The following is an 18,437-nucleotide window of genomic DNA, read 5'->3' on the forward strand; positions in this document are numbered from 1 at the left end:
GTCACGCTCCCCCGGAAACCGGCTTCGCCGCGAGCTTGACGGCCGCGCGAATGCGATTGTAGGTGCCGCAGCGGCAGATGTTGCCGGCCATGGCGGCGTCGATATCGGCGTCGGAAGGGCGCGGATTGCTTGCGATCAGCGCGGCCGCCGACATCACCTGGCCCGACTGGCAGTAGCCGCACTGCACGACGTCGAGCGCGCGCCATGCCTGCTGCACCTGCTGCCCGGCCGGCGTGGCGCCGACGCCTTCGATCGTCGTGATCTTTCTTCCGGCGACGGCCGCGACCGGCAGCACGCAGGAGCGCACCGCCGCGCCGTCGAGGTGTACGGTGCAGGCGCCGCACTGCGCGATGCCGCAGCCGAATTTCGTACCCGTGAGCCCGACGAGATCGCGGATGGCCCAGAGCAGGGGCATGTCCGGCGGCGCGTCGACCTCGTGCGGCTGGCCATTGATGAGAAGCGTGATCATGGGGGCGGCTCCGTTGTTGGCGTATCGTGGGTGAGGCTTCTTCGGTACGCATTCTAGGCGAGGGAAAAATACCGCGCTTGGAGCCTTGCAGGCCCCGCCTCGCCGGCCGCACCGCATCGTCCGGGAAGCGGGGTGACGCCCGCGATCCAGGAGCGGCCAGCGTGGCTGCGGCTGCTTGAGGCGAGCCGCCGCCGCTCCATCGGGAGGAAACGGGAATGTGCGTATTGGATATGCGATGCGAATCGGCGGGGCAAGTGGCCGACAAACGCCCCTGGAAAACCGACTCCAGCCGTTCGCACCGTTGCGCGCGCAACTTCGTCCGGATTAGTTTGGAATGCGAAGTTTATGTCGACGAAAACAGCGAGCGGCAAGTCGTGCCGCCCGTCTGCGTGAATCGACGCAACCGGCCCGGCGCCGCGCGGGCGCCGCGATCGCGCCGTTCGTCAACCCATCAGCCCATCAGCGAAGCGGCGACGGCTTTTCTGAACGGCGCGAGCCGCGAAGCGGCACGCAGCATGACATCGCGCGCGAGCCGCGCGGGCAGCGTCCCGTTCGTGTAGATGTCGGTGATCAGCCGCGTCGCGAGAAAAAGCGGCCGCGTCGCGCGCCGGTGCCGCGCCTCGTAGCGGCGCAAGACCGTTTGCGCGCCGATATCGCCGCCGCTTCGCAGCGCGGCCGTCACGCCTTCGCACAGCGTTTCCACGCTCGCCAGCCCGAAATTGAACCCGTGCGCCGTCACCGGATGCATGCCGACCGCCGCATCGCCCACCGTCGCGAAGCGCGTTGACACGAAACGATCGGCGTAGACGGACACGAGCGGATAAAGATGCCGCGTGCTCGCCAGCCGCATCGCGCCGAGCCGCCCCGCGAAGCGCCGTTCGAGATCGCGCTCGAACGCCTGCGCGTCCAGCGCCGCGAGCGCGCCGATCTCGTGCGCGGGCAGCGTGAGCACCACCGACGACTGATGCGCGCCGCTTTGCGCGTGCGGGTTCATCGGCAAGAGCGCGAGCGTCTGACCGTAGCCGAACCATTCCCACGCCGCTTCGCCGTGGGGCCGCGCGTGCGTCATGCGGCATACGAGCATGGTCTTGCCGAAGTCATGCAGGTCGGCGGCAATGCCCATCATGCGCCGCGTCGCCGAAAACCGGCTGTCGGCGGCCACGATCAGCGCGCCCGTGAGCACCGTGCCGCTTTCCAGCGTGACGCGCGCCGATTGATCGTCGGCCGTGACGGCGCTTACCGTTTCGCCCGCGATCAAGCGAACGTCGCCGTGCGTGCCGATGCTCGCTTGCAGCGATTCGAACGCCGCCTTGCGAATCAAGTGATTGGCGACGAGCCAGCCGAGCTCCGCGTGCTTGCCCGCATCGACGCCGATTTCGAGCGCATGCGCGGACATGCCGTTGAAGATTTTCGCCTCGCGCAGCGGCGAGCGGGCATCGGCGGCGATGCGTTCCCACACGCCGAACCGGCGCATCAGGCGCACCGACTTTTGCGTGAGCGCGATTTCGCGGCCGTCGAAGGCGGGCGCCGCGAGCGCGTCGGGCGACTGTTGCTCCACGACGGCGATACGCAAGCCGTGGCCGCTGAGCGCACGCGCGAGACACAGGCCGACGGGGCCGCCGCCCACGATGATGACGTCGTTGTTCATGACAGGTTGGGGAGATGAATGAGCGGAATGAGTGCAATGAACGCAATCCGCCAGGGGAGAGGCAAGGTTAGTCAGGCAACGGGCGCGACGCCCGCTTCCCGCATGTGGCTGATCATCATCGAATCCATCGTCAGGACGTGATGCGCGAACCAGTCGCGCACTTCGCCGATCAACCGGCGGCCCAGATCGAAGCGACCGTGGTCCGCGATTTCGGCGCGCACGAGAGCCGCGACTTGCAGCACATGGCGATGCTGTCCCGCATGGCAGTGGCGCGGCCCGAATTCCGTGGCGTCCATCCACCGTTCCTCCTGCGCGAAATGTTCGCGCGTATGGGCGATCCACGCGTCGAGTGCGCCCACGAGCGCGTCGTCCGTGGCGTCGCGCGCGCGGTCGAGCAGGTAAAGGAATTCGGTGTGCGTGGCGTCGGTGACGGGTTCGCCAAGCTGGAGTTCGGCGGGTAGAAGCGAGGTTGGAAGCGAGGACGGAAGCGAGGCCGGAAGCGAGACCAGGGGCGCGGTGAGCGAGGACATGAAGGCGGGCGAAGCGAACGGATTGCTTTCTCGATGAAATTATCAAGATAGCAAGGCGGTGCGCGTCGCTCGATGACTTTACGCAAACATGCGCTGACTCGCGGCGCGCTGCGGCATTTGGTCAGGGCGCGGCTTCACTTGGCCGGACTTTGGCGACAAAGGGACAGCCGGGAATTCGTGTCGATTCGCGGCGGCAATCCCTCATCGCCTCATTCTTCAGTCCCGCACGCACCGGAAGCCCGCATAAACATATTGATAACGCGGCTGAAACCAGTTGCGAAAGGTCGGGCGCAACATGCATTGCGCGGTGCGCGGCGAGCCGCCTTTCATCGCGTAATGTTGCCCGTCGAAGAAGTTGGCCGAATAGCCTTCGTAGAACGGAAACGCCTTGAACCCGGGCAGCGGAGCGAACAGCGACGAGGTCCATTCCCAGCCGTTGCCGTACAGCCCTTCGACGCCCCAGGTGCTCGCGCTGTCGGGCGTGGCGTCCACGGCCACGGGGTTCCAGTCGCGAAAATCGAAGTTGTCGGTCGCGCAGGGCAGTGCGCCGTGCGCCGCGCGTTGCCATTGCGCTTCGCTCGGCAGCTTCGCGCCGCGCCAGCGCGCGAAGGCGCTCGCTTCGGCGTGGCTTACGTAGACGGGCCAGGCGAGCGGCAGTTGCACATCGTCGAACATCGTGCGCAACCGCCAGCCGTCGTCGGCGCGCAGCCAGAACACGGGGTGCCCGATGCCCGCGGCTTCCTTCCAGGCCCAGTCGGCGTCGTTCCAGAGCGAGCGGTCGCGATAACCGCCGGCTTCGACGAATTCGAGGAAGGCGCCGTTCGTCACCATGTAGCGGTCGATCTCGAACGCGGGCACGTCCACCTGCTGCTCGCCGAATTCGTTGTCCCAGCCGAACACGCCGCGCTCCAGCGTCATGCCGAGTTCGGTGCGGCCCGCCGGCACCGCGACCATTTCGGGCGTCACCGCATAGAGGTGGTCGCCGCGCGCGTTCGGGGTATCCGGCCCGCGCTTCTGCTCGAACGGCAACTGGTGAAGCATGTACGCCAGCGTTTCCACGTGCATCAGCCGATGCTCGATCGCGACGTTCAGCAGCTGTGCCGGCGCGTCGTGATTCGACGCGTCGGGCGCCAGTTCGAGATCGGCCAGCCGTTCGTCGATGCCGCGCCGCGCCGCCTGCGCGTATTCATAGACTTCGGGCAGCGCGGGCCAGTCGTCGGGCGTGTCGGTGGGCAGCCCGCCATCGACGGGATCGATCCCGAACGCAAACAACTGGTCGAGGCGCGCATTCGACGCCGGCAGGTCGAACAGCCTTTTGTCGAACAAATTGCGGTCGAACGCTTCCAGATGCCCGATATAGAAAACAATGCGATGACGTTCGCGAATCGGGCGCTCGTAGCGGAACTCGGGTTTTACGATGTCGAAGAGGGCGTCGCTGGCGGCGCGCGCCAGATTCAGGCGGGTGGCCAGCGAAGGTTGTTGCGGGAGTTGCATTCGGCGACTCTCCTTACGAGGGCGTAGGACAAGACTTTATCCCCTGCGCAGAAGTTGTGCCAATGACAAAGCCAAGCCGGCCCGCCGCCGCAAGCCGGTCGCGGCGCGCCGCCCCGTAACGGGGCCGGGCGCGCTTGAACCTGGGTCGCCCCGGGTCGAATGGAGGTTAATGCACGTAGCGCACGGCCGAAAGGCAGCCGGAACGCCGCGCGGATCGTGCGCGCACGCGCTTTAGAGCTGGCGCAAGCCGTCGAGGTCGATAATGCGAATGAGCTTGCCTTGAGCGTCGATCAGCCCGCGCTTTTGAAATCTTGACAAGGTGCGGCTGACGGTTTCGAGCGTCATGCCGAGATAACTGCCCATGTCCTCGCGCGTCATGCGCAGGTTGAATTCCGCGTGCGAATAGCCGCGCTGGCCGTTGCGTTCGGACACATCGAGCAAAAACGCGGCCACGCGTTCGTCGGCGGACAGCGAGCCCAGCACCATCATCTGCGACGATTCGCGGATAATCTGCTCGCTCATGAGGCGATGCAAGCGATCCTGCATGGCGCCCGTTTCGCGGCACATGTGCTTGAGCGCCGAGTAAGGAATGATGCAGACCGAGCTGTCTTCAAGGGCGATGGCGCTGGCCGTGTGCAGGCCGGTGCTGATGCCGTCGAGCCCGAGCGGGTCGCCCGCGAGACGCAGGCCGGTGACTTGTTCGCGGCCGTCGCGGTGCGCCATGACGGTCTTGAGCGAACCCGAGCGCGCGACAAAAAGGTTTTCGAACGGATCGCCGGCGCGATAGACGGATTCGCCGCGCCGCACGCTGCGGGCGTTGTAGATCAGCGCTTCAAGCTTGGGCAGGTCGTCGAGCGTGAGGCCTTGCGGCATGCACAGATGCCGCATCGCACAACTGGAGCAGCGCGTGGCCGTTCTGGCGGCGGGCGCGGGCGGGCGATTGTTGCGGCGCACGGTGTTGTTCGATACCACGGTAGGGGTCAACATCGACAAGCTCCTTTGATCTGTGTCGACCATTTTCCACCGGGGTCAATCTCGAATTCGCGACAAACTGCCGCGCTTTTGAGATGGATTGGCTTGAGCCTTGTCAGAGGCCGCTTGCTGCGAAGCTGATGGAGCGCAAGCGGCTCCGCGCCTGGGCGTTTCGTCCGGGCGTTATTGCTCGCCGGTGTCGGGCGTCGCGCCGGCCGCCGACGGAATCAGCAGAACGGGCAGCGAGGATTGCCGCACGCATCGTTCGGCAACGCTCCCCAGAATTAGCCGCTGAACGCCGCGGCGGCCGTGCGTGCCCATCACGATCAGCTCCGCGCCGTGCGTCTTCGCGGCTTCGAGCACGAGCGTCGGCACGTCGTCGAGCGACGACGCCTCGCCCGTGATCATGTCGCCCGGCACGCCGCGCTCGCGCATGGCCTTGTTCATTTCCCCGGCGAGATCGTTGCCTTGCGCAATCATCTGGTTGCGCAGGATCGACGGATCGTAGCCCGGCGCATCGAAATACATCGGCGTGTTTTCGACCACGTAAAACGGATACAGCGTCGATCCCATGGCTTTAGCCAGTTCGACCGCCGCTTCGAAAGCGCGGCGCGAGGTGGCACTGCCGTCGACGGCAACAAGAATGCGTTTGTACATAGAACCTCCGCTTGAAGTGGATCGAAAGACGCACGGCGTCTGGTGATATGGCGACTGGCGAGAAGCTTAAAGGATCGCGCGGTAACATGCAGTCGGCTTGTATGAAAGATGGAAGTAATGCGAAGGAAGATCAAGATCAGTGCGTCGGAATACCGCAGTTTCATCGGAAGCAAATGCACTTTGGTTCCGCATTGGAAATCGGTTTCATGACAGCCGAAATCGAATGCAATAATCCGCGATAAGCTTGCCGCTTTCCTTTTTTGCTGCGGTTGCGCCTGCACGATCATGCCGCTATCGTTGCGTCTTTTTCGCCGCGCACTGTCATCCTTCCCGTGAAATCCACTTCCGCCACGCTGCCGTTTCGCGACGCGCTTCTGGCCATGCTCGGCATCGGCCTCGTCAACATGCTGGTCGCGCTCGATCAGACCGTCGTCAGCACCGCATTGCCCTCGATCGTCGCCGAATTGCACGGTTTCGAGTTCTACGCGTGGATCGCAAGCGCCTATCTGCTCGCCTCGGTCGTGACGGTGCCGGTGTTCGGGCGGCTCGGCGACTACTTCGGGCGCAAGCGCTTCGTGATCGCGGCGGTGATCGTCTTTACGGTCGCCTCGGTGCTGTGCGGACTCGCGACCGACATGCGTTTTCTCGCCTTCGCGCGGGCGTTGCAAGGCGTGGGCGGCGGAATGATGGTGGGCACCGCGTTCGCCTCGATTCCCGACCTGTTCCCCGATCCGCGCGCGCGAGTGCGCTGGCAGGTCGTGATGGCCGCCGCGTATGGCATCGGCACGGCGGCGGGGCCGTCGCTGGGCGGCTGGCTCAGCGAGCACTTCGGGTGGCGCTCGACGTTCATGGTGAATTTGCCGGTCGGCGCGCTCGCACTTTATTTCATCTGGGCGCATCTGCCGTCCTATCGGCCCGCGCGCACCGGCGAGGTGCGCATCGACTGGACCGGGGCCGCGCTCGTCGCGCTCGTGCTGGGCGGTTTTCAGACCTTCATCGAGGCCGTGCCGAAGGACGGTCTTACGACCGGCAATATTGTGCTCGCAGCGTTGGTGCTGGTTGGCGCGTTGGTGCTGCTGGTGTGCGAACGGCGCGCCACGCACCCGATGATTCCGCTCGATCTTTTCCGCGATCCGCAACTCGTGACGCTGTTTACGCTCTCGACGCTCTCCGGCTTCGTGATGTTTTCGCTGATTTTCTTCGCGCCGCTGCTGCTGCAAGGCGGTTTCGGGCTCTCACCGCAGCAGGCCGGCCTGCTCGCGACGCCGATTGCCGCTTGCATCGCGCTCGGCAGCCTGATCAATACGCGCATCGTCATCAAGCTGCGCAAACCGACGACAATCCTGACGGTCGGCTTCAGTCTGCTGGTGATCGCTTCGGCAGGCCTTGCGCTAACGTCGCTGCGCACGCCGCACGTGTGGCTGGAGTTGTCCATGTCGGCGGTCGGCATCGGGCTCGGCTTCATCCTCAACAATCTCAATATCTTCGGTCAGGAGATTGCCGGCCGCGAGCGCTTCGGCATCACGACGGCGCTGCTGCAATCGACGCGCATGGTGGGCGGCATGCTCGGCACGAGCATCGTCGCGACCATCGTGAATCACCGTTATGCAGCGGGCGTCGGCGATGCGCTGGCCGTGCTGGGCGCGCCGTTGCAGGCGCGCTGGCAACCGCAGCTTGCCGACCCGCGCGTGCTGATCGATCCGGCGCTGCGCGGCGGTCTTATTGTGCAGATGAAAGCGGCGGGGCTGGACGGCGGCGCGCTCATCGAGGCGGTGCGCCATGTGCTCGTCGACGCCATCCATCTTGGCATCGGTCTGACGGGCGCCGCGGCGCTGGCGGCGGCGCTGATGGTTCGGCGCATTTCGCATATCCGCTTCAGCAAAAGCGCCTCGACGGCAAAGCCTGCCGAGGCGCAAGCGAGCGAGGCGGAGGCGAACTGAACCGCTTTGTCAACGGCGCGAAAGCGGCAAGGATATTTGTCTGACGAAAACAACATCCGCCTCCGGCGCGCCGCGGCTTTTGCGGGAATCGTATCGCTCAGGCAGCGACCGCCATTTCGCCGAAGAGTGCGTGACGCGTTTGCGCGCTCATCATGATTTCCAGAGCGACCGCATTTTCGACGCCGATCCGCATGGGTGCGCCGAGACGCCGGATTTCGATGCCGGTGCGGCGCAGCAGCCGCTCGATCGGCGTGGTCGTCACCGTCACATAGCTGGCGATGCCCATGCGCGCGGCATACGAAACCACCGCGCGCATCGCGTGCAACGTCACTTCGGCGAATCCAAACGTCTGATCATTGCCCGATTCGATGGCAAATCGGCTCAATTCCCAGACGTTGCGGCCAGATGGCGCTTCAGCGCCGTGCAATAGCTGTGGGAAGGTGTCGCGCAGCATGTTCGGGCCTTCGGTCGGCATCAACCGCCAGCAACCCCTGACGTGGCCGCCTGCATCCTGGATCAGCATGTAATGGGGCCCGAGCGCGTCGTAGCCGTCGATCTCCATGCCGGCGATCGTGGGAATGTCCCAGCCGAGCCGGTCGCGGAACACTCGCGCGCGCAGCCGGTACATTTCGTTGATGACTTCGTTGTCGAAATCTTGTCTTTGTCCGATCCGGATTGCAGCTTGCATGACAACTCTCCGTTGTGCGTGTAGGAAGCGCGGCAGTACGGATCGAAAGCTATGCGTGGTGAATATAAAAAAACACCTACCTAGGTAGGTAGGTGCGCGAGCCAGGTCTCTTCAGGAGAATTCGTCAGGCGGCAATCCACTCACCAGGCATAACTGACAGCGAGAGTCATCATGGAACTAATTGAGAATCAATGGCACTCGGGTGCGACTAGTGTTTCGTCCGCAGTTTCGACCTCGGGGGACCTGTCGTCGGTAATCGACCGCGTGCTGATCATTGCGTACCGGAAAAAGAAGAAAGAGAGCCAGCGCCGTTTCTGGGCGCGGTTCGGCGTAACGCAGTCGCGCGGCAGCCGCTTCGAATCGGGCGCGGAAATTCCGCCGCCGGTGTCGATTCTGCTGGGTTTGTATTTCAACAAAACGATTTCGGACGGCGATCTCGGTCGCGCCGAGCGCGTGCTGCGCCGTGCCGAAGGTCCGATGGCGTTTAGCCCGGGTCAATAAGGCCCATTTGGGTGGCGATCACGGCGGCCGCCCGCCGTGAATTGACCCCGAACTTCCCGCGAATGTTCTTCATGTGGAAGTTGACCACGGCCTCGGAGCAATTGAGGATGTGAGAAATTTCCCAGGTGGACTTGCCCAGCGCGGTCCACTTGAGGCATTCCTTTTCACGCGGCGTCAGCTTCGGAATCAGCGACTGGGCGTGCTCGGTCAGATGCCGCTGGCTCGTGTCCAGCACGAGATCGCGCAGCAGCACGAGGTTCGGCAGCGCGCGATTCACGTCGTCCCAGAACCCCTGCGTCGGGTTCGTATCGTTCACGAAACACAGCATGCCGATTTCCTGGCGCGGGCCATGGATCGGCAGCGTGATGCCTGCGCGCAGCCCGTACGAGCGGGCTTCCTCATACATGGATTGCTGCTGCTCGGTCGCGAAGAGTTCCGGCGACCAGATGAGCGGCGCCGACCGCGTCGTGCAATGCGACACGGTCGGGTCGAAATAGGCCATGCCGTTGTCGTTATACGTCTGCCGCCACGCGGCAGAGTAGTTCGTCCGGATGAACGCGTCCTCGAGACGCATGCCCGGACGCGGCAGGATAGCCAGCATCAACTGGCTGAATCCCCACGAACTGGCAAGCTCGGCGACCGCGTCGAACCACGCTGCCTCTTCGGGCGCGTCGAGCACGGGCGACATCTGCTCAATGAAATGTAGAGGCACGTTCAACACTCTCCATCAGCGGTAGGCGCGAGCGTGGACGGCCACGGGCATCGGCGCCTCGCTTCTTATGATGTAAGAATTTATCACTAAATCCCTCCCTGATTGCCCTAAATCCGCAAAAGGACGGCGGGAAAGGATCGTTTTTCTGTCGGATGAGGGCGGCGGCGCGCCGTGTCGCAGCGCCTGCGACGAGGATAACGGCGTTGCCGTGCCTCATCCGTCCGAAACAGGAAACGGCAGGAAACAGCAGGAAGCGGCAGGAAACAGATTTCATTGACCAGGTGGAAAACAAATGCAAACCGCGCGGACAATAACCTGAGATTAACCCTGTGTGAATTGCTGGTCATGTGCTTTTCTCTTTTTATATGCATTCGACCCGATGCAGTTTGTTTCTTCGGAATTCAACGCGGGAAATAAAATGCGCGATGGCAAAAATGGTCACGGCATTCCGCATCTGAATACCGGTAACCGTTGTGCTCGTTGTGCTAATAACGGCGGGCGGCATTTTATTGCCGCCCGCCGGGGTTGATGCTCGAAGCTTCAATCGCGCGTCAAGGCTTGCGCAGGAACTCCACGATGCGCGTCGGACGCAGATGATTGAGCGCGTAGTGCATGCGGCCGGGGTTGCGCCGCTGTCCAGTGCCCTCCGGGTCGACGAACTGTCCGGCGACGTCGTCGGGCAACTCGGGCGGCGTCATGCCTTTGTCCACGACCTCGTAACCGGCCTCCAACGCGAACAGCAGCCGGCGGCCGCCACTCCGGCGGCTGTCGTAACCGGCCAGTCCGTCGGGCGTTTCGGGCACGCTGTTGACCAGCGTGGCGTTGCTCGTAATTACTTCGTCGGGTCCGATCGGGCCGTCACCGGCAAGTCGCGCGGCCTCGCGGTTCTTGCCGTCGGTGTCGACGGTACTATCGTGCGTGCGGTCGTTTTGCAACTCCGCGGTGCGGGTCGGACCTTCCTTCGAACCCGTTTCGATTTTGCTGGTGTCGTCGGGACGATTCACGATGCTTCCTCCTTGGACGAAAAGTGGCCATGGTCAGCCATACTACGCAAGCGCTGTACCAGGCGGGCGCCACGAACGGGCGCGAAATAACGCGGGCGGGAAATGCAAGCCGGTTCGCCAGGAGAACGCTTCCAGCGATTTCGCATTTTTTTCGTTGGATCGGCTTTTTTCCCAGGAGTATGATCCTCTTTCATCGAGTTGGCGCGCTTTCGATTAATGGGCCGAAGCATCGGCCCACGGTGGGGTTTTGCCTCGCAATCCCGGACAGCCGCGCCATATAAATGTTAAATGGACGAGGCAGTCAGGGGCGGGTGAAACACATGCACTTCGACGCTGCATTCACGCATCGCGGCTATCTGCTGAATTGCGCGCCGGCACGCGCCGGCGACGGATCGTGGCAACCGTATGTCGTGATTTCGCGTTCGAGCGACGGCGAACTGGTCGCGAACCGTTTTTTCCCCGCCGAATTGCGCTTCGCCGACGAGGCTTCCGCCATTGCGCACGCACGCGACTGGGCCGTGCGCTGGATCGACGCCAGCAGCGTCACGCTCTAAACACCGAAGGCGGCAGCGGAAAGGCGCCTCGGCGAAACTTGACAAAACACGGTAATCTCTAGGGTCGATTCACTCCCGCGCGGCCGCGCCTGCGCTGCTGCATCACCATGTCCAATGCTGCTTCCCCTGACTGGGGTCTCGAACAAATCGTCGCCAATTTGCGTGCGTCGCGCGAAGAACGGCATCGCACGCGCCATCCGCTTGGCATTCGCGAGTTGCCGTCGCGCGAGGCAATCATCAACATCGTGGCCGGCCTGCGCGCGGCGCTCTTTCCCACGCATTACGGCGCGCCCGATCTGACTGACGAGAGCGTCGATTATTACGTGGGCCACACGCTCGAAAGCACGCTTCGCCTGCTTTCGGAGCAAATTCGCCGCGCGCTGCGCTTCCTGCCGGAAAACGCGCAAGCCAGCGACGACGTTCTGCGCGCCCGCGCCTTCGAAGTCGCGCGTGAATTCGGCCATCAGTTGCCCGACATTCGCGCGCTGCTCGTCAGCGACATTCAGGCGGCCTTCACGGGCGACCCCGCCGCGCAGAACATCACCGAAATCCTGCTGTGCTATCCCGGCGTCTGGGCCATGACGCATCATCGGCTCGCGCACGCGCTCCACCGCCTCGGGGTGCCGTTGCTCGCGCGGTTTATCAACGAAATCGCGCATTCGGCCACCGGCATCGACATTCACCCGGGCGCGCAGATCAGCTCGAGTTTTTTCATCGATCACGGCACGGGCGTCGTGATCGGCGAAACGGCGATCATCGGCGAACGCGTGCGCGTGTATCAGGCCGTGACGCTGGGCGCGAAAAGCTTTGCCGCCGATCTGGACGGCACGCTCGTGAAGGGCAACGCACGCCATCCGATCGTCGAGGACGACGTGGTGATTTACGCGGGCGCCACCATTCTCGGCCGCGTGACGATCGGGCGCGGCTCGGTGATCGGAGGAAATGTGTGGCTCACGCATAGCGTGCCGCCGGGCAGCAGCGTGCGTCAGGGCAAGATTCGCGAAATCGAGCGCGGCGACACCAACGGCTGAAGCCGAAGAAATAAAGTGCAAAGAAAATGGGACGCCGCGGCGTCCCAATTTTTTGGCAGTTTAATGCATCAAGTATTGGTGAGACCCACCGCAGACGCGTGGCCGACGATGGCAAGAAACTCGCGGCGCGTGGACGGGTCGGTGCGGAATGCGCCGAGCATGCGCGACGTCACCATCGAAACGCCGGCCTTGTGCACGCCGCGCGTCGACATGCACTGATGCGCCGCCTCCAGAATCACGCCGACGCCTTCGGGTTGCAGGACATCATTGAGCGTGTCGGCGATCTGCACCGTCATCTTCTCCTGGATCTGCAAGCGCTTCGCGAACGCATCCACGAGCCGCGCCAGCTTCGAAATGCCGACGACGCGATGCCTGGGCAGATACGCGACGTGCGCGCGGCCGATGATCGGCACCATGTGATGCTCGCAGTAGCTTTCGAAGCGAATGTCCTTCAACACGATCATCTCGTCGTAGCCGTCCACTTCCGAGAACGTGCGCGCGAGGATTTCACGCGGATCGACCTGGTAGCCCGCGAAGAATTCTTCGTAAGACCGCACCACGCGCGCGGGCGTGTCGAGCAAGCCTTCGCGAGCGGGATCATCGCCGGCCCAGCGCAGCAGCGTGCGCACGGCGGCTTCCGCTTCCTCGCGCGACGGACGTGCGACGGATGCGCTCGCGGGCGGCTCGGCCGCTTCGGTTTTGCGTTGCTTCGTTTTCTTCTTTTCTTCGCTCATGCATCGGCTCCAATGTCGACCGGCAAGCAGGCTTCAGCGCGAATGCCAGTCACAAGCAAGATAGTGCCGCCAGAAAAATAGATGGCGACACGGATGCACACCGTAAGGGCGCGCACCGCAAACGCGCATTGTTTCATGTTTCGTCAAGCTGCGCCGAAGGCACCGGCAATCGAGTGCGTACGCTCACTTGGGCCATTCGTCCAGAGCGTCGTTGAACAGCTCGGCGACGACGCCGCGCAGCCATTCACCGCGCGGCGCATTGTGATACTTGCGATGCCAGTGCTGCTTGAGGTCGAAGCGCGGCAGCGGCAAGGGTGGCTCGACAAGGGTGATCGACGCATGCTCGGACACATACGCGAAGCCGATTGCATGCGGCACGGTCGCGATCAGGTCGGAGCGCGTGAGAATGAACGGCAAGCTCATGAAGTGGGGCGTTTCGAGCACGGCACGGCGGTGCAGGCGCTTCTTTTCCAGATATTGTTCGAGCACTTCCTGGCTGCGTCCTTCGGCGCGCACGACCGCGTGGCCGAGGCTCAGGAATTGTTCGAGCGTGATGGGCTTGCCCGCGAGCGGGTGCGCGCTGCGCATCATGCAGATGAAGCGGTGCGTGAAAAGACGTTGCTGAAAGAAGTTGTTGCCGCCCAGATCGGGAAAGTAGCCGACCGCCAGATCGATGTCTCCGGATTCGAGGCCCCGTTCGACCTGGTTCGGCGGCAGCGATACCGAGCGCAGGTTCGCGTTCGGCGCGCGTTCGGCGAACACTTGCAAAAGCCGCGGAAGAAATACGATTTCTCCGACGTCGGAAAGTGCGATCGAAAACGTGTGCGTGCTGGTCGCGGGATCGAAATCCTGATCCTGGAGCATGCCCTTTTCGATACGAATGAGCGCGTCACGCGCGGCGGGCACGAGGCTGAGCGCACGAGGCGTGGGCTCCATTCCGCGAGACGTGCGCACGAACAGCGGGTCGCCGAAATAGTCGCGCAGCTTGCCGAGCGCCGTGCTCACGCGCGGCTGGCTCACGCCGAGCCGTTCGGCGGCACGGCTCACGTTGCGCGCCTCATCCATGGCCACCAGATAGGGAATGAGATTCAGGTCGAGGTCTTGCACGCAGCGCCGGGAGCGGCTCCGGAACTATATTGAATTGAGATAAAGCCTAGCCGATGAATTCGAATTCATGATATTGGGGATAGCTCGCACGGCCGTTCCTGTCTTGCAAGAGATGCACTGGGGCGCGTCTGCATCGGCCCGCAGCACGGGCAAGCCCGCCTTGACAAGCCCGCGCGTCGCCTTCCATAATGCGCTACACGTTCGCTAAACGAATCAGTGTTCGTATAAAGAACTTTTTGCGATCAGTGGCGTGGATTCTCCGCGATGCGCATCGCTCTCAGGAACAGGCATGATCAACAAGATTTCCGACTCGCTTCAAGCCGCCGTGGCCGACGTCCATGACGGCGCCACGGTGATGATCGGCGGTTTCGGCACCGCCGGAATGCCCGCCGAACTGATCGACGCGCTGATCGAGCAGGGCGCGCGCGACCTCACGATCGTCAATAACAATGCCGGCAACGGCGACACGGGCCTGGCCGCGCTGCTCAAGGCGAAGCGCGTGCGTAAGATCATCTGCTCGTTCCCGCGCCAGACCGACTCGCACGTATTCGACGCGCTCTACCGCGCGGGCGAAATCGAACTCGAACTCGTGCCGCAAGGCAATCTGGCCGAGCGCATTCGCGCGGCGGGTGCTGGCATCGGCGGATTCTTCACGCCCACGGGCTACGGCACGAAACTCGCCGAAGGCAAGGAGACGCGCCTGATCGACGGCCGTCACTATGTGCTCGAAGCGCCGCTGCACGCGGACTTCGCGCTCATCAAGGCGTACAAGGGCGATCGTTGGGGCAATCTCGTATATCGTAAAACGGCGCGCAATTTCGGCCCGATCATGGCCAGCGCCGCGAAGGTCGCTATTGCGCAGGTGTCGCAAGTCGTGGAACTCGGCCAGCTCGACCCGGAAGTGATCGTCACCCCCGGCATTTTTGTGCAGCGTGTCGTCGCCGTGCCGCAGGCAGTTCATCAATTGCAAGATAGCCACGCGGCGTGAGAGGGAGAGAGGCAATGAAACGACTGAATCGCGAGGAAATGGCCCAACGCGTGGCCGCGGACATTCCGGAAGGCGCGTACGTGAATCTCGGCATCGGCGTGCCTACGTTGGTGGCCAATCATCTCGACGCGAACAAGGAAATCTTCCTGCACAGCGAGAACGGCCTGCTCGGCATGGGACCGGCGCCCGCGCCCGGAGAGGAGGACGACGAACTCATCAATGCAGGCAAGCAGCACGTCACGCTGCTGACGGGCGGGGCGTTCTTCCATCACGCCGACTCGTTCGCGATGATGCGCGGCGGCCATCTCGATTACTGCGTGCTCGGAGCGTTCCAGGTCTCGGCGAAGGGCGATCTCGCGAACTGGCACACGGGCGCACCGGACGCCATTCCCGCCGTGGGCGGTGCGATGGACCTTGCGATCGGCGCGAAGCAGGTATTCGTGATGATGGAACTGCTCACGAAGCAGGGCGAAAGCAAGCTCGTGGCCGAATGCTCGTATCCGGTCACGGGCGTGGCGTGCGTCGACCGCATCTACACCGACCTCGCTGCCTTCGACGTGACGAGCGACGGCCTGGCCGTCCGCGAAATCTACTCGGACATCGACTTCGACGCGCTCCAGAAGCTCGTCGGCGTGCCGTTGATCGACGCGACGCAAAATCGCCGCGCGGCGTAAACTGCACTCGCGTGCATGACACGCTCATGGCGCTTCAACCGGCAGCGGCGTACCTGCATTGCCGGTTGAAGCGCCATCTGTCTCTGAAAGACTGCACTATTCTTCGCGTCACTTTCCATGATTGAACGTCTCACGAGCCTGATTTGCGGGACCGAGCCGATGAACGCGGTCTGGTCGTCCGACGCCACCTTGCAGCGCATGCTCGACGTCGAAGCCGCGCTCGCGCGGGCCTGTGCGGCGCATGGCGTGATTCCGCAGTCGGCTGTCGCCGCCATCGTCGAAACCTGTGCGGCGGAAAAACTCGACGCGCCCGCGCTCGCGCGCGATGCCGCGCTCGGCGGCAATCTTGCGATTCCGCTCGTCAAGCAACTCACGGCGCGCGTGAAGGCAGTCGATCCCGAAGCGGCGAAGTACGTGCACTGGGGCGCGACGAGCCAGGACATCATTGATACGGCAACGGTGCTGCAATTGCGCGACGCGCTCGCCTTGATCGAAAGCGGGCTCGACGCGACCTGCGCGAAGATCGCCGATCTCGCGCGCACGCACCGGGCGACGCCGATGATCGGCCGCACGTGGCTTCAGCAGGCGCTGCCGATCACGCTCGGTCTGAAGTTCGCTCAGTGGCTCGATGCATTGCTGCGCCATCGCGAACGGCTCGCGGCGCTACGCGAACGTGTGCTCGTGCTGCAATTCGGCGGCGCGGCCGGCACGCTCGCGAGTCTGCGCGACGCGGCGCCGGACGTGAGCGCCGCGCTCGCGCAAGCATTGGCGCTCGCGCGGCCGGCGTTGCCGTGGCACACGCAGCGCGATCGCATCGCCGAGGCGGCCGCATTTTTCGGCATGCTGATCGGCACGCTGGGCAAGATCGCGCGCGACATTTCCCTGCAAATGCAGACGGAAATCGGCGAACTCGGCGAGCCTGCCGCGGCGGGCAAAGGCGGTTCGTCGACGATGCCGCACAAACGCAATCCCGTCGGCTGCGCGGCCGTGCTCACCGCCGCGACGCGCGCGCCGGGCCTGGTCGCCACGGTGTTCGCGGGCATGGTGCAGGAGCACGAACGCGCGCTCGGCGGCTGGCAGGCGGAGTGGGACGCGCTGCCCGATCTCGCGCGCCTCGCGGGTGGCGCGCTCGCGCAGATCGAGCAGGTCGCAGGCGGTCTCGAAGTGCGGCCCGAGCGTCTCGCAGCCAATCTGGACACCACGCACGGACTGATTCTCGGCGAAGCCGTGATGCTCGCGCTCGGCGACAAGATCGGCCGGCTGGATGCGCATCATCTTGTCGAGCAGGCGTCGAAATCGGCGGTGCAATCCGGTCGCACGCTTTACGAGGTGTTGGCCGCCGAGCCGGCAGTCACCCGTCATCTGGACGGCGCGCGCCTAAAGGCGCTGCTCGATCCTGCAAATTACGTCGGCGAAGCGCATGCGTTTGTCGACGCAGTGCTTGCGTCATATGCAGTGCACAATGCGCACTAGAATGCATTGAACTTTATTGCAGATACACGACTTCCGAGGAGTAACTCGCATGCCCTACGTAGCTGTCAACGACACGCAGCTGTTCTACCGCATCGACGGTGCGACGAACCAAACGGCGCCGTGGCTCGTTCTTTCGAATTCGCTCGGCAGCGACGTGTCGATGTGGACGCCGCAGCTTCTCGAGTTCTCGAAGCACTTTCGCGTGCTGCGCTACGACACGCGCGGCCACGGCCGTTCGGCGGCACCGCAGGGCTCCTACACCATCGAGCAATTGACGGGCGACGTGATCGGCTTGATGGACCGTCTCGGCATCGAGCGTGCCCATTTCGCCGGCGTGTCGATGGGCGGTCTCACCGGCGTGGGCTTGGGCGCGCGTTTCGGCAACCGTATCGACCGGCTCGTGCTTTGCAATACGGCCGCGAAAATCGGCTCGCCCGAAGTGTGGCTGCCGCGTGCCGCGAAGGCGCGCGATGAGGGGATGCTCGCTCTTGCCGACGCCGTGCTGCCGCGCTGGTACACCGCCGATTTCATCTCGCGTCATCCGCTCGTGATGGCGCAAGTGCGCGACGTTTTCGTGCATACCGACAAGGACGGCTATGCTTCGAACTGCGAAGCAATCAATGCGGCCGATCTGCGCGGCGAGGCCGGCTCGATCAAGGCGCCCACGCTCGTGATCTCGGGCACGCACGACGTTGCCGCGACGCCCGCGCAAGGCCGCGAGCTCGCGGAATCGGTGCCGGGTGCGCGTTACGTCGAACTCGACGCGGCGCACATTTCGAACGTCGAGCTGGCGAAAGAATGGAACAAGCTCGTGCTCGGCTTTCTACAGGGGGCGTGATGAACGACGAGGACCGTTACGAAGCCGGCATGAATGTGCGGCGCGCGGTGCTTGGCGACGCGCACGTCGATCGCTCGATTGCAAACCGCACGGAAGTGACCGAAGAATTCCAGAATCTCATCACGCGCTATGCGTGGGGCGAAATCTGGACGCGCGAGGGTTTGCCGCGCCACACACGCAGCTTGATCACAATTTCCATGATGGTCGCGCTCAACCGTAATGAAGAACTCGCGCTGCATTTGCGCGCGGCGCGCAACAACGGTGTCACGCGCGAACAGATCCAGGAAGTGTTGCTGCAAACGGCGATTTATTGCGGCGTGCCTGCCGCGAATTCGGCGTTCCATCTTGCCGACAAGATTTTCCGCGAGCAAGACGCGGAGCAGAGTTGAACGTTCGGGCTTCAGTGAAAATCGCGGGCCTTTC

21 protein-coding genes are annotated in these 18,437 nt (G+C 63.7%); 10 read left to right on the forward strand and 11 right to left on the reverse strand.

All coding sequences use genetic code 11. The features are described 5' to 3' along the window. Window position 1 precedes the first annotated feature (1 nt). The 6 genes from U5805_RS14530 to U5805_RS14555 form a co-directional block, all read right to left on the reverse strand. Window positions 2-469 (reverse strand): (2Fe-2S)-binding protein, encoded by a 468-nt coding sequence (locus tag U5805_RS14530; protein ID WP_322104176.1) that lies wholly within the window; start codon window positions 467-469, stop codon window positions 2-4. A 451-nt stretch (window positions 470-920) separates the two neighbouring features. Then, window positions 921-2,117, reverse strand: coding sequence for a 5-demethoxyubiquinol-8 5-hydroxylase UbiM (gene ubiM / locus U5805_RS14535; RefSeq protein WP_322104177.1), 1,197 nt, complete (start codon window positions 2,115-2,117; stop codon window positions 921-923). Between the two features lie 71 nt (window positions 2,118-2,188). Then, window positions 2,189-2,647 carry a hemerythrin domain-containing protein gene (locus U5805_RS14540; protein WP_322104178.1) on the reverse strand — a complete coding sequence of 153 codons (459 nt, stop codon included), beginning with the start codon at window positions 2,645-2,647 and terminating at the stop codon, window positions 2,189-2,191. Window positions 2,648-2,863: 216 nt separating this feature from the next. Then, a complete protein-coding gene (locus tag U5805_RS14545) occupies window positions 2,864-4,141 on the reverse strand; it encodes an SUMF1/EgtB/PvdO family nonheme iron enzyme (protein WP_322104179.1) in 1,278 nt (425 codons plus the stop codon). 231 nt (window positions 4,142-4,372) lie between these two features. Continuing rightward, window positions 4,373-5,029, reverse strand: coding sequence for a helix-turn-helix domain-containing protein (locus U5805_RS14550; RefSeq protein WP_322104329.1), 657 nt, complete (start codon window positions 5,027-5,029; stop codon window positions 4,373-4,375). 267 nt (window positions 5,030-5,296) lie between these two features. Continuing rightward, on the reverse strand, window positions 5,297-5,770 hold the full coding sequence (locus U5805_RS14555) for a universal stress protein (protein ID WP_322104180.1): 474 nt from the start codon (window positions 5,768-5,770) through the stop codon (window positions 5,297-5,299). 380 nt (window positions 5,771-6,150) lie between these two features. On the opposite strand from U5805_RS14555, the gene U5805_RS14560 reads away from it, so the two are divergent. Next, window positions 6,151-7,710, forward strand: a complete 1,560-nt coding sequence (locus tag U5805_RS14560) for an MFS transporter (RefSeq protein ID WP_322104330.1) — start codon at window positions 6,151-6,153, stop codon at window positions 7,708-7,710. A 97-nt stretch (window positions 7,711-7,807) separates the two neighbouring features. Here U5805_RS14560 and U5805_RS14565 read toward each other — a convergent pair whose 3' ends face one another. Next, complete coding sequence (locus tag U5805_RS14565; protein WP_322104181.1) at window positions 7,808-8,398, reverse strand: acyl-homoserine-lactone synthase; 591 nt, start codon at window positions 8,396-8,398, stop codon at window positions 7,808-7,810. 171 nt (window positions 8,399-8,569) lie between these two features. On the opposite strand from U5805_RS14565, the gene U5805_RS14570 reads away from it, so the two are divergent. Next, on the forward strand, window positions 8,570-8,899 hold the full coding sequence (locus tag U5805_RS14570) for a helix-turn-helix transcriptional regulator (protein ID WP_322104182.1): 330 nt from the start codon (window positions 8,570-8,572) through the stop codon (window positions 8,897-8,899). Here the strand turns inward: U5805_RS14570 and U5805_RS14575 are convergent. Next, a complete protein-coding gene (locus tag U5805_RS14575; protein ID WP_322104183.1) occupies window positions 8,883-9,587 on the reverse strand; it encodes a LuxR family transcriptional regulator in 705 nt (234 codons plus the stop codon). The two genes, U5805_RS14570 and U5805_RS14575, sit on opposite strands and share 17 nt — an antisense overlap. Before the next feature lie 403 nt (window positions 9,588-9,990). On the opposite strand from U5805_RS14575, the gene U5805_RS14580 reads away from it, so the two are divergent. Further along, on the forward strand, window positions 9,991-10,140 hold the full coding sequence (locus U5805_RS14580; protein WP_322104184.1) for a hypothetical protein: 150 nt from the start codon (window positions 9,991-9,993) through the stop codon (window positions 10,138-10,140). Window positions 10,141-10,162: 22 nt separating this feature from the next. On the opposite strand, the gene U5805_RS14585 is transcribed toward U5805_RS14580, so the two are convergent. Then, window positions 10,163-10,615, reverse strand: a complete 453-nt coding sequence (locus U5805_RS14585; protein WP_322104185.1) for a DUF3005 domain-containing protein — start codon at window positions 10,613-10,615, stop codon at window positions 10,163-10,165. A gap of 320 nt (window positions 10,616-10,935) precedes the next feature. On the opposite strand from U5805_RS14585, the gene U5805_RS14590 reads away from it, so the two are divergent. Together U5805_RS14590 and epsC are read left to right on the forward strand one after the other, a co-directional pair. Further along, window positions 10,936-11,169 (forward strand): hypothetical protein, encoded by a 234-nt coding sequence (locus tag U5805_RS14590; RefSeq protein WP_322104186.1) that lies wholly within the window; start codon window positions 10,936-10,938, stop codon window positions 11,167-11,169. Between the two features lie 107 nt (window positions 11,170-11,276). Further along, on the forward strand, window positions 11,277-12,200 hold the full coding sequence (gene epsC / locus U5805_RS14595; protein WP_322104187.1) for a serine O-acetyltransferase EpsC: 924 nt from the start codon (window positions 11,277-11,279) through the stop codon (window positions 12,198-12,200). A 68-nt stretch (window positions 12,201-12,268) separates the two neighbouring features. Here the strand turns inward: epsC and folE are convergent, their stop codons facing one another. Together folE and U5805_RS14605 are read right to left on the reverse strand one after the other, a co-directional pair. Continuing rightward, the gene (gene folE, locus U5805_RS14600) at window positions 12,269-12,934 is read right to left on the reverse strand and encodes a GTP cyclohydrolase I FolE (RefSeq protein WP_322104188.1); all 666 of its coding nucleotides are present in this window, start codon (window positions 12,932-12,934) and stop codon (window positions 12,269-12,271) included. 183 nt (window positions 12,935-13,117) lie between these two features. Continuing rightward, window positions 13,118-14,041 (reverse strand): LysR family transcriptional regulator, encoded by a 924-nt coding sequence (locus U5805_RS14605; protein ID WP_322104189.1) that lies wholly within the window; start codon window positions 14,039-14,041, stop codon window positions 13,118-13,120. 289 nt (window positions 14,042-14,330) lie between these two features. Between U5805_RS14605 and U5805_RS14610 the strand changes: the two genes are divergently transcribed. The 5 genes from U5805_RS14610 to pcaC all read left to right on the forward strand — a co-directional run bounded on the left by U5805_RS14610 (window position 14,331) and on the right by pcaC (window position 18,403). After that, a complete protein-coding gene (locus U5805_RS14610; protein WP_322104190.1) occupies window positions 14,331-15,029 on the forward strand; it encodes a 3-oxoacid CoA-transferase subunit A in 699 nt (232 codons plus the stop codon). Window positions 15,030-15,043: 14 nt separating this feature from the next. Next, complete coding sequence (locus U5805_RS14615; RefSeq protein WP_322104191.1) at window positions 15,044-15,703, forward strand: 3-oxoacid CoA-transferase subunit B; 660 nt, start codon at window positions 15,044-15,046, stop codon at window positions 15,701-15,703. A 117-nt stretch (window positions 15,704-15,820) separates the two neighbouring features. Next, window positions 15,821-17,176, forward strand: a complete 1,356-nt coding sequence (locus U5805_RS14620) for a 3-carboxy-cis,cis-muconate cycloisomerase (RefSeq protein ID WP_322104192.1) — start codon at window positions 15,821-15,823, stop codon at window positions 17,174-17,176. Between the two features lie 49 nt (window positions 17,177-17,225). Further along, window positions 17,226-18,014, forward strand: coding sequence for a 3-oxoadipate enol-lactonase (gene pcaD / locus U5805_RS14625; RefSeq protein ID WP_322104193.1), 789 nt, complete (start codon window positions 17,226-17,228; stop codon window positions 18,012-18,014). After that, window positions 18,014-18,403, forward strand: coding sequence for a 4-carboxymuconolactone decarboxylase (gene pcaC / locus U5805_RS14630; RefSeq protein WP_322104194.1), 390 nt, complete (start codon window positions 18,014-18,016; stop codon window positions 18,401-18,403). The genes pcaD and pcaC overlap by 1 nt, the downstream gene beginning before the upstream one ends. Window positions 18,404-18,437: the final 34 nt, after the last annotated feature.

The sequence above is a fragment of the Paraburkholderia sp. J41 genome, assembly GCF_905220235.1.
Lineage (GTDB): Bacteria > Pseudomonadota > Gammaproteobacteria > Burkholderiales > Burkholderiaceae > Paraburkholderia.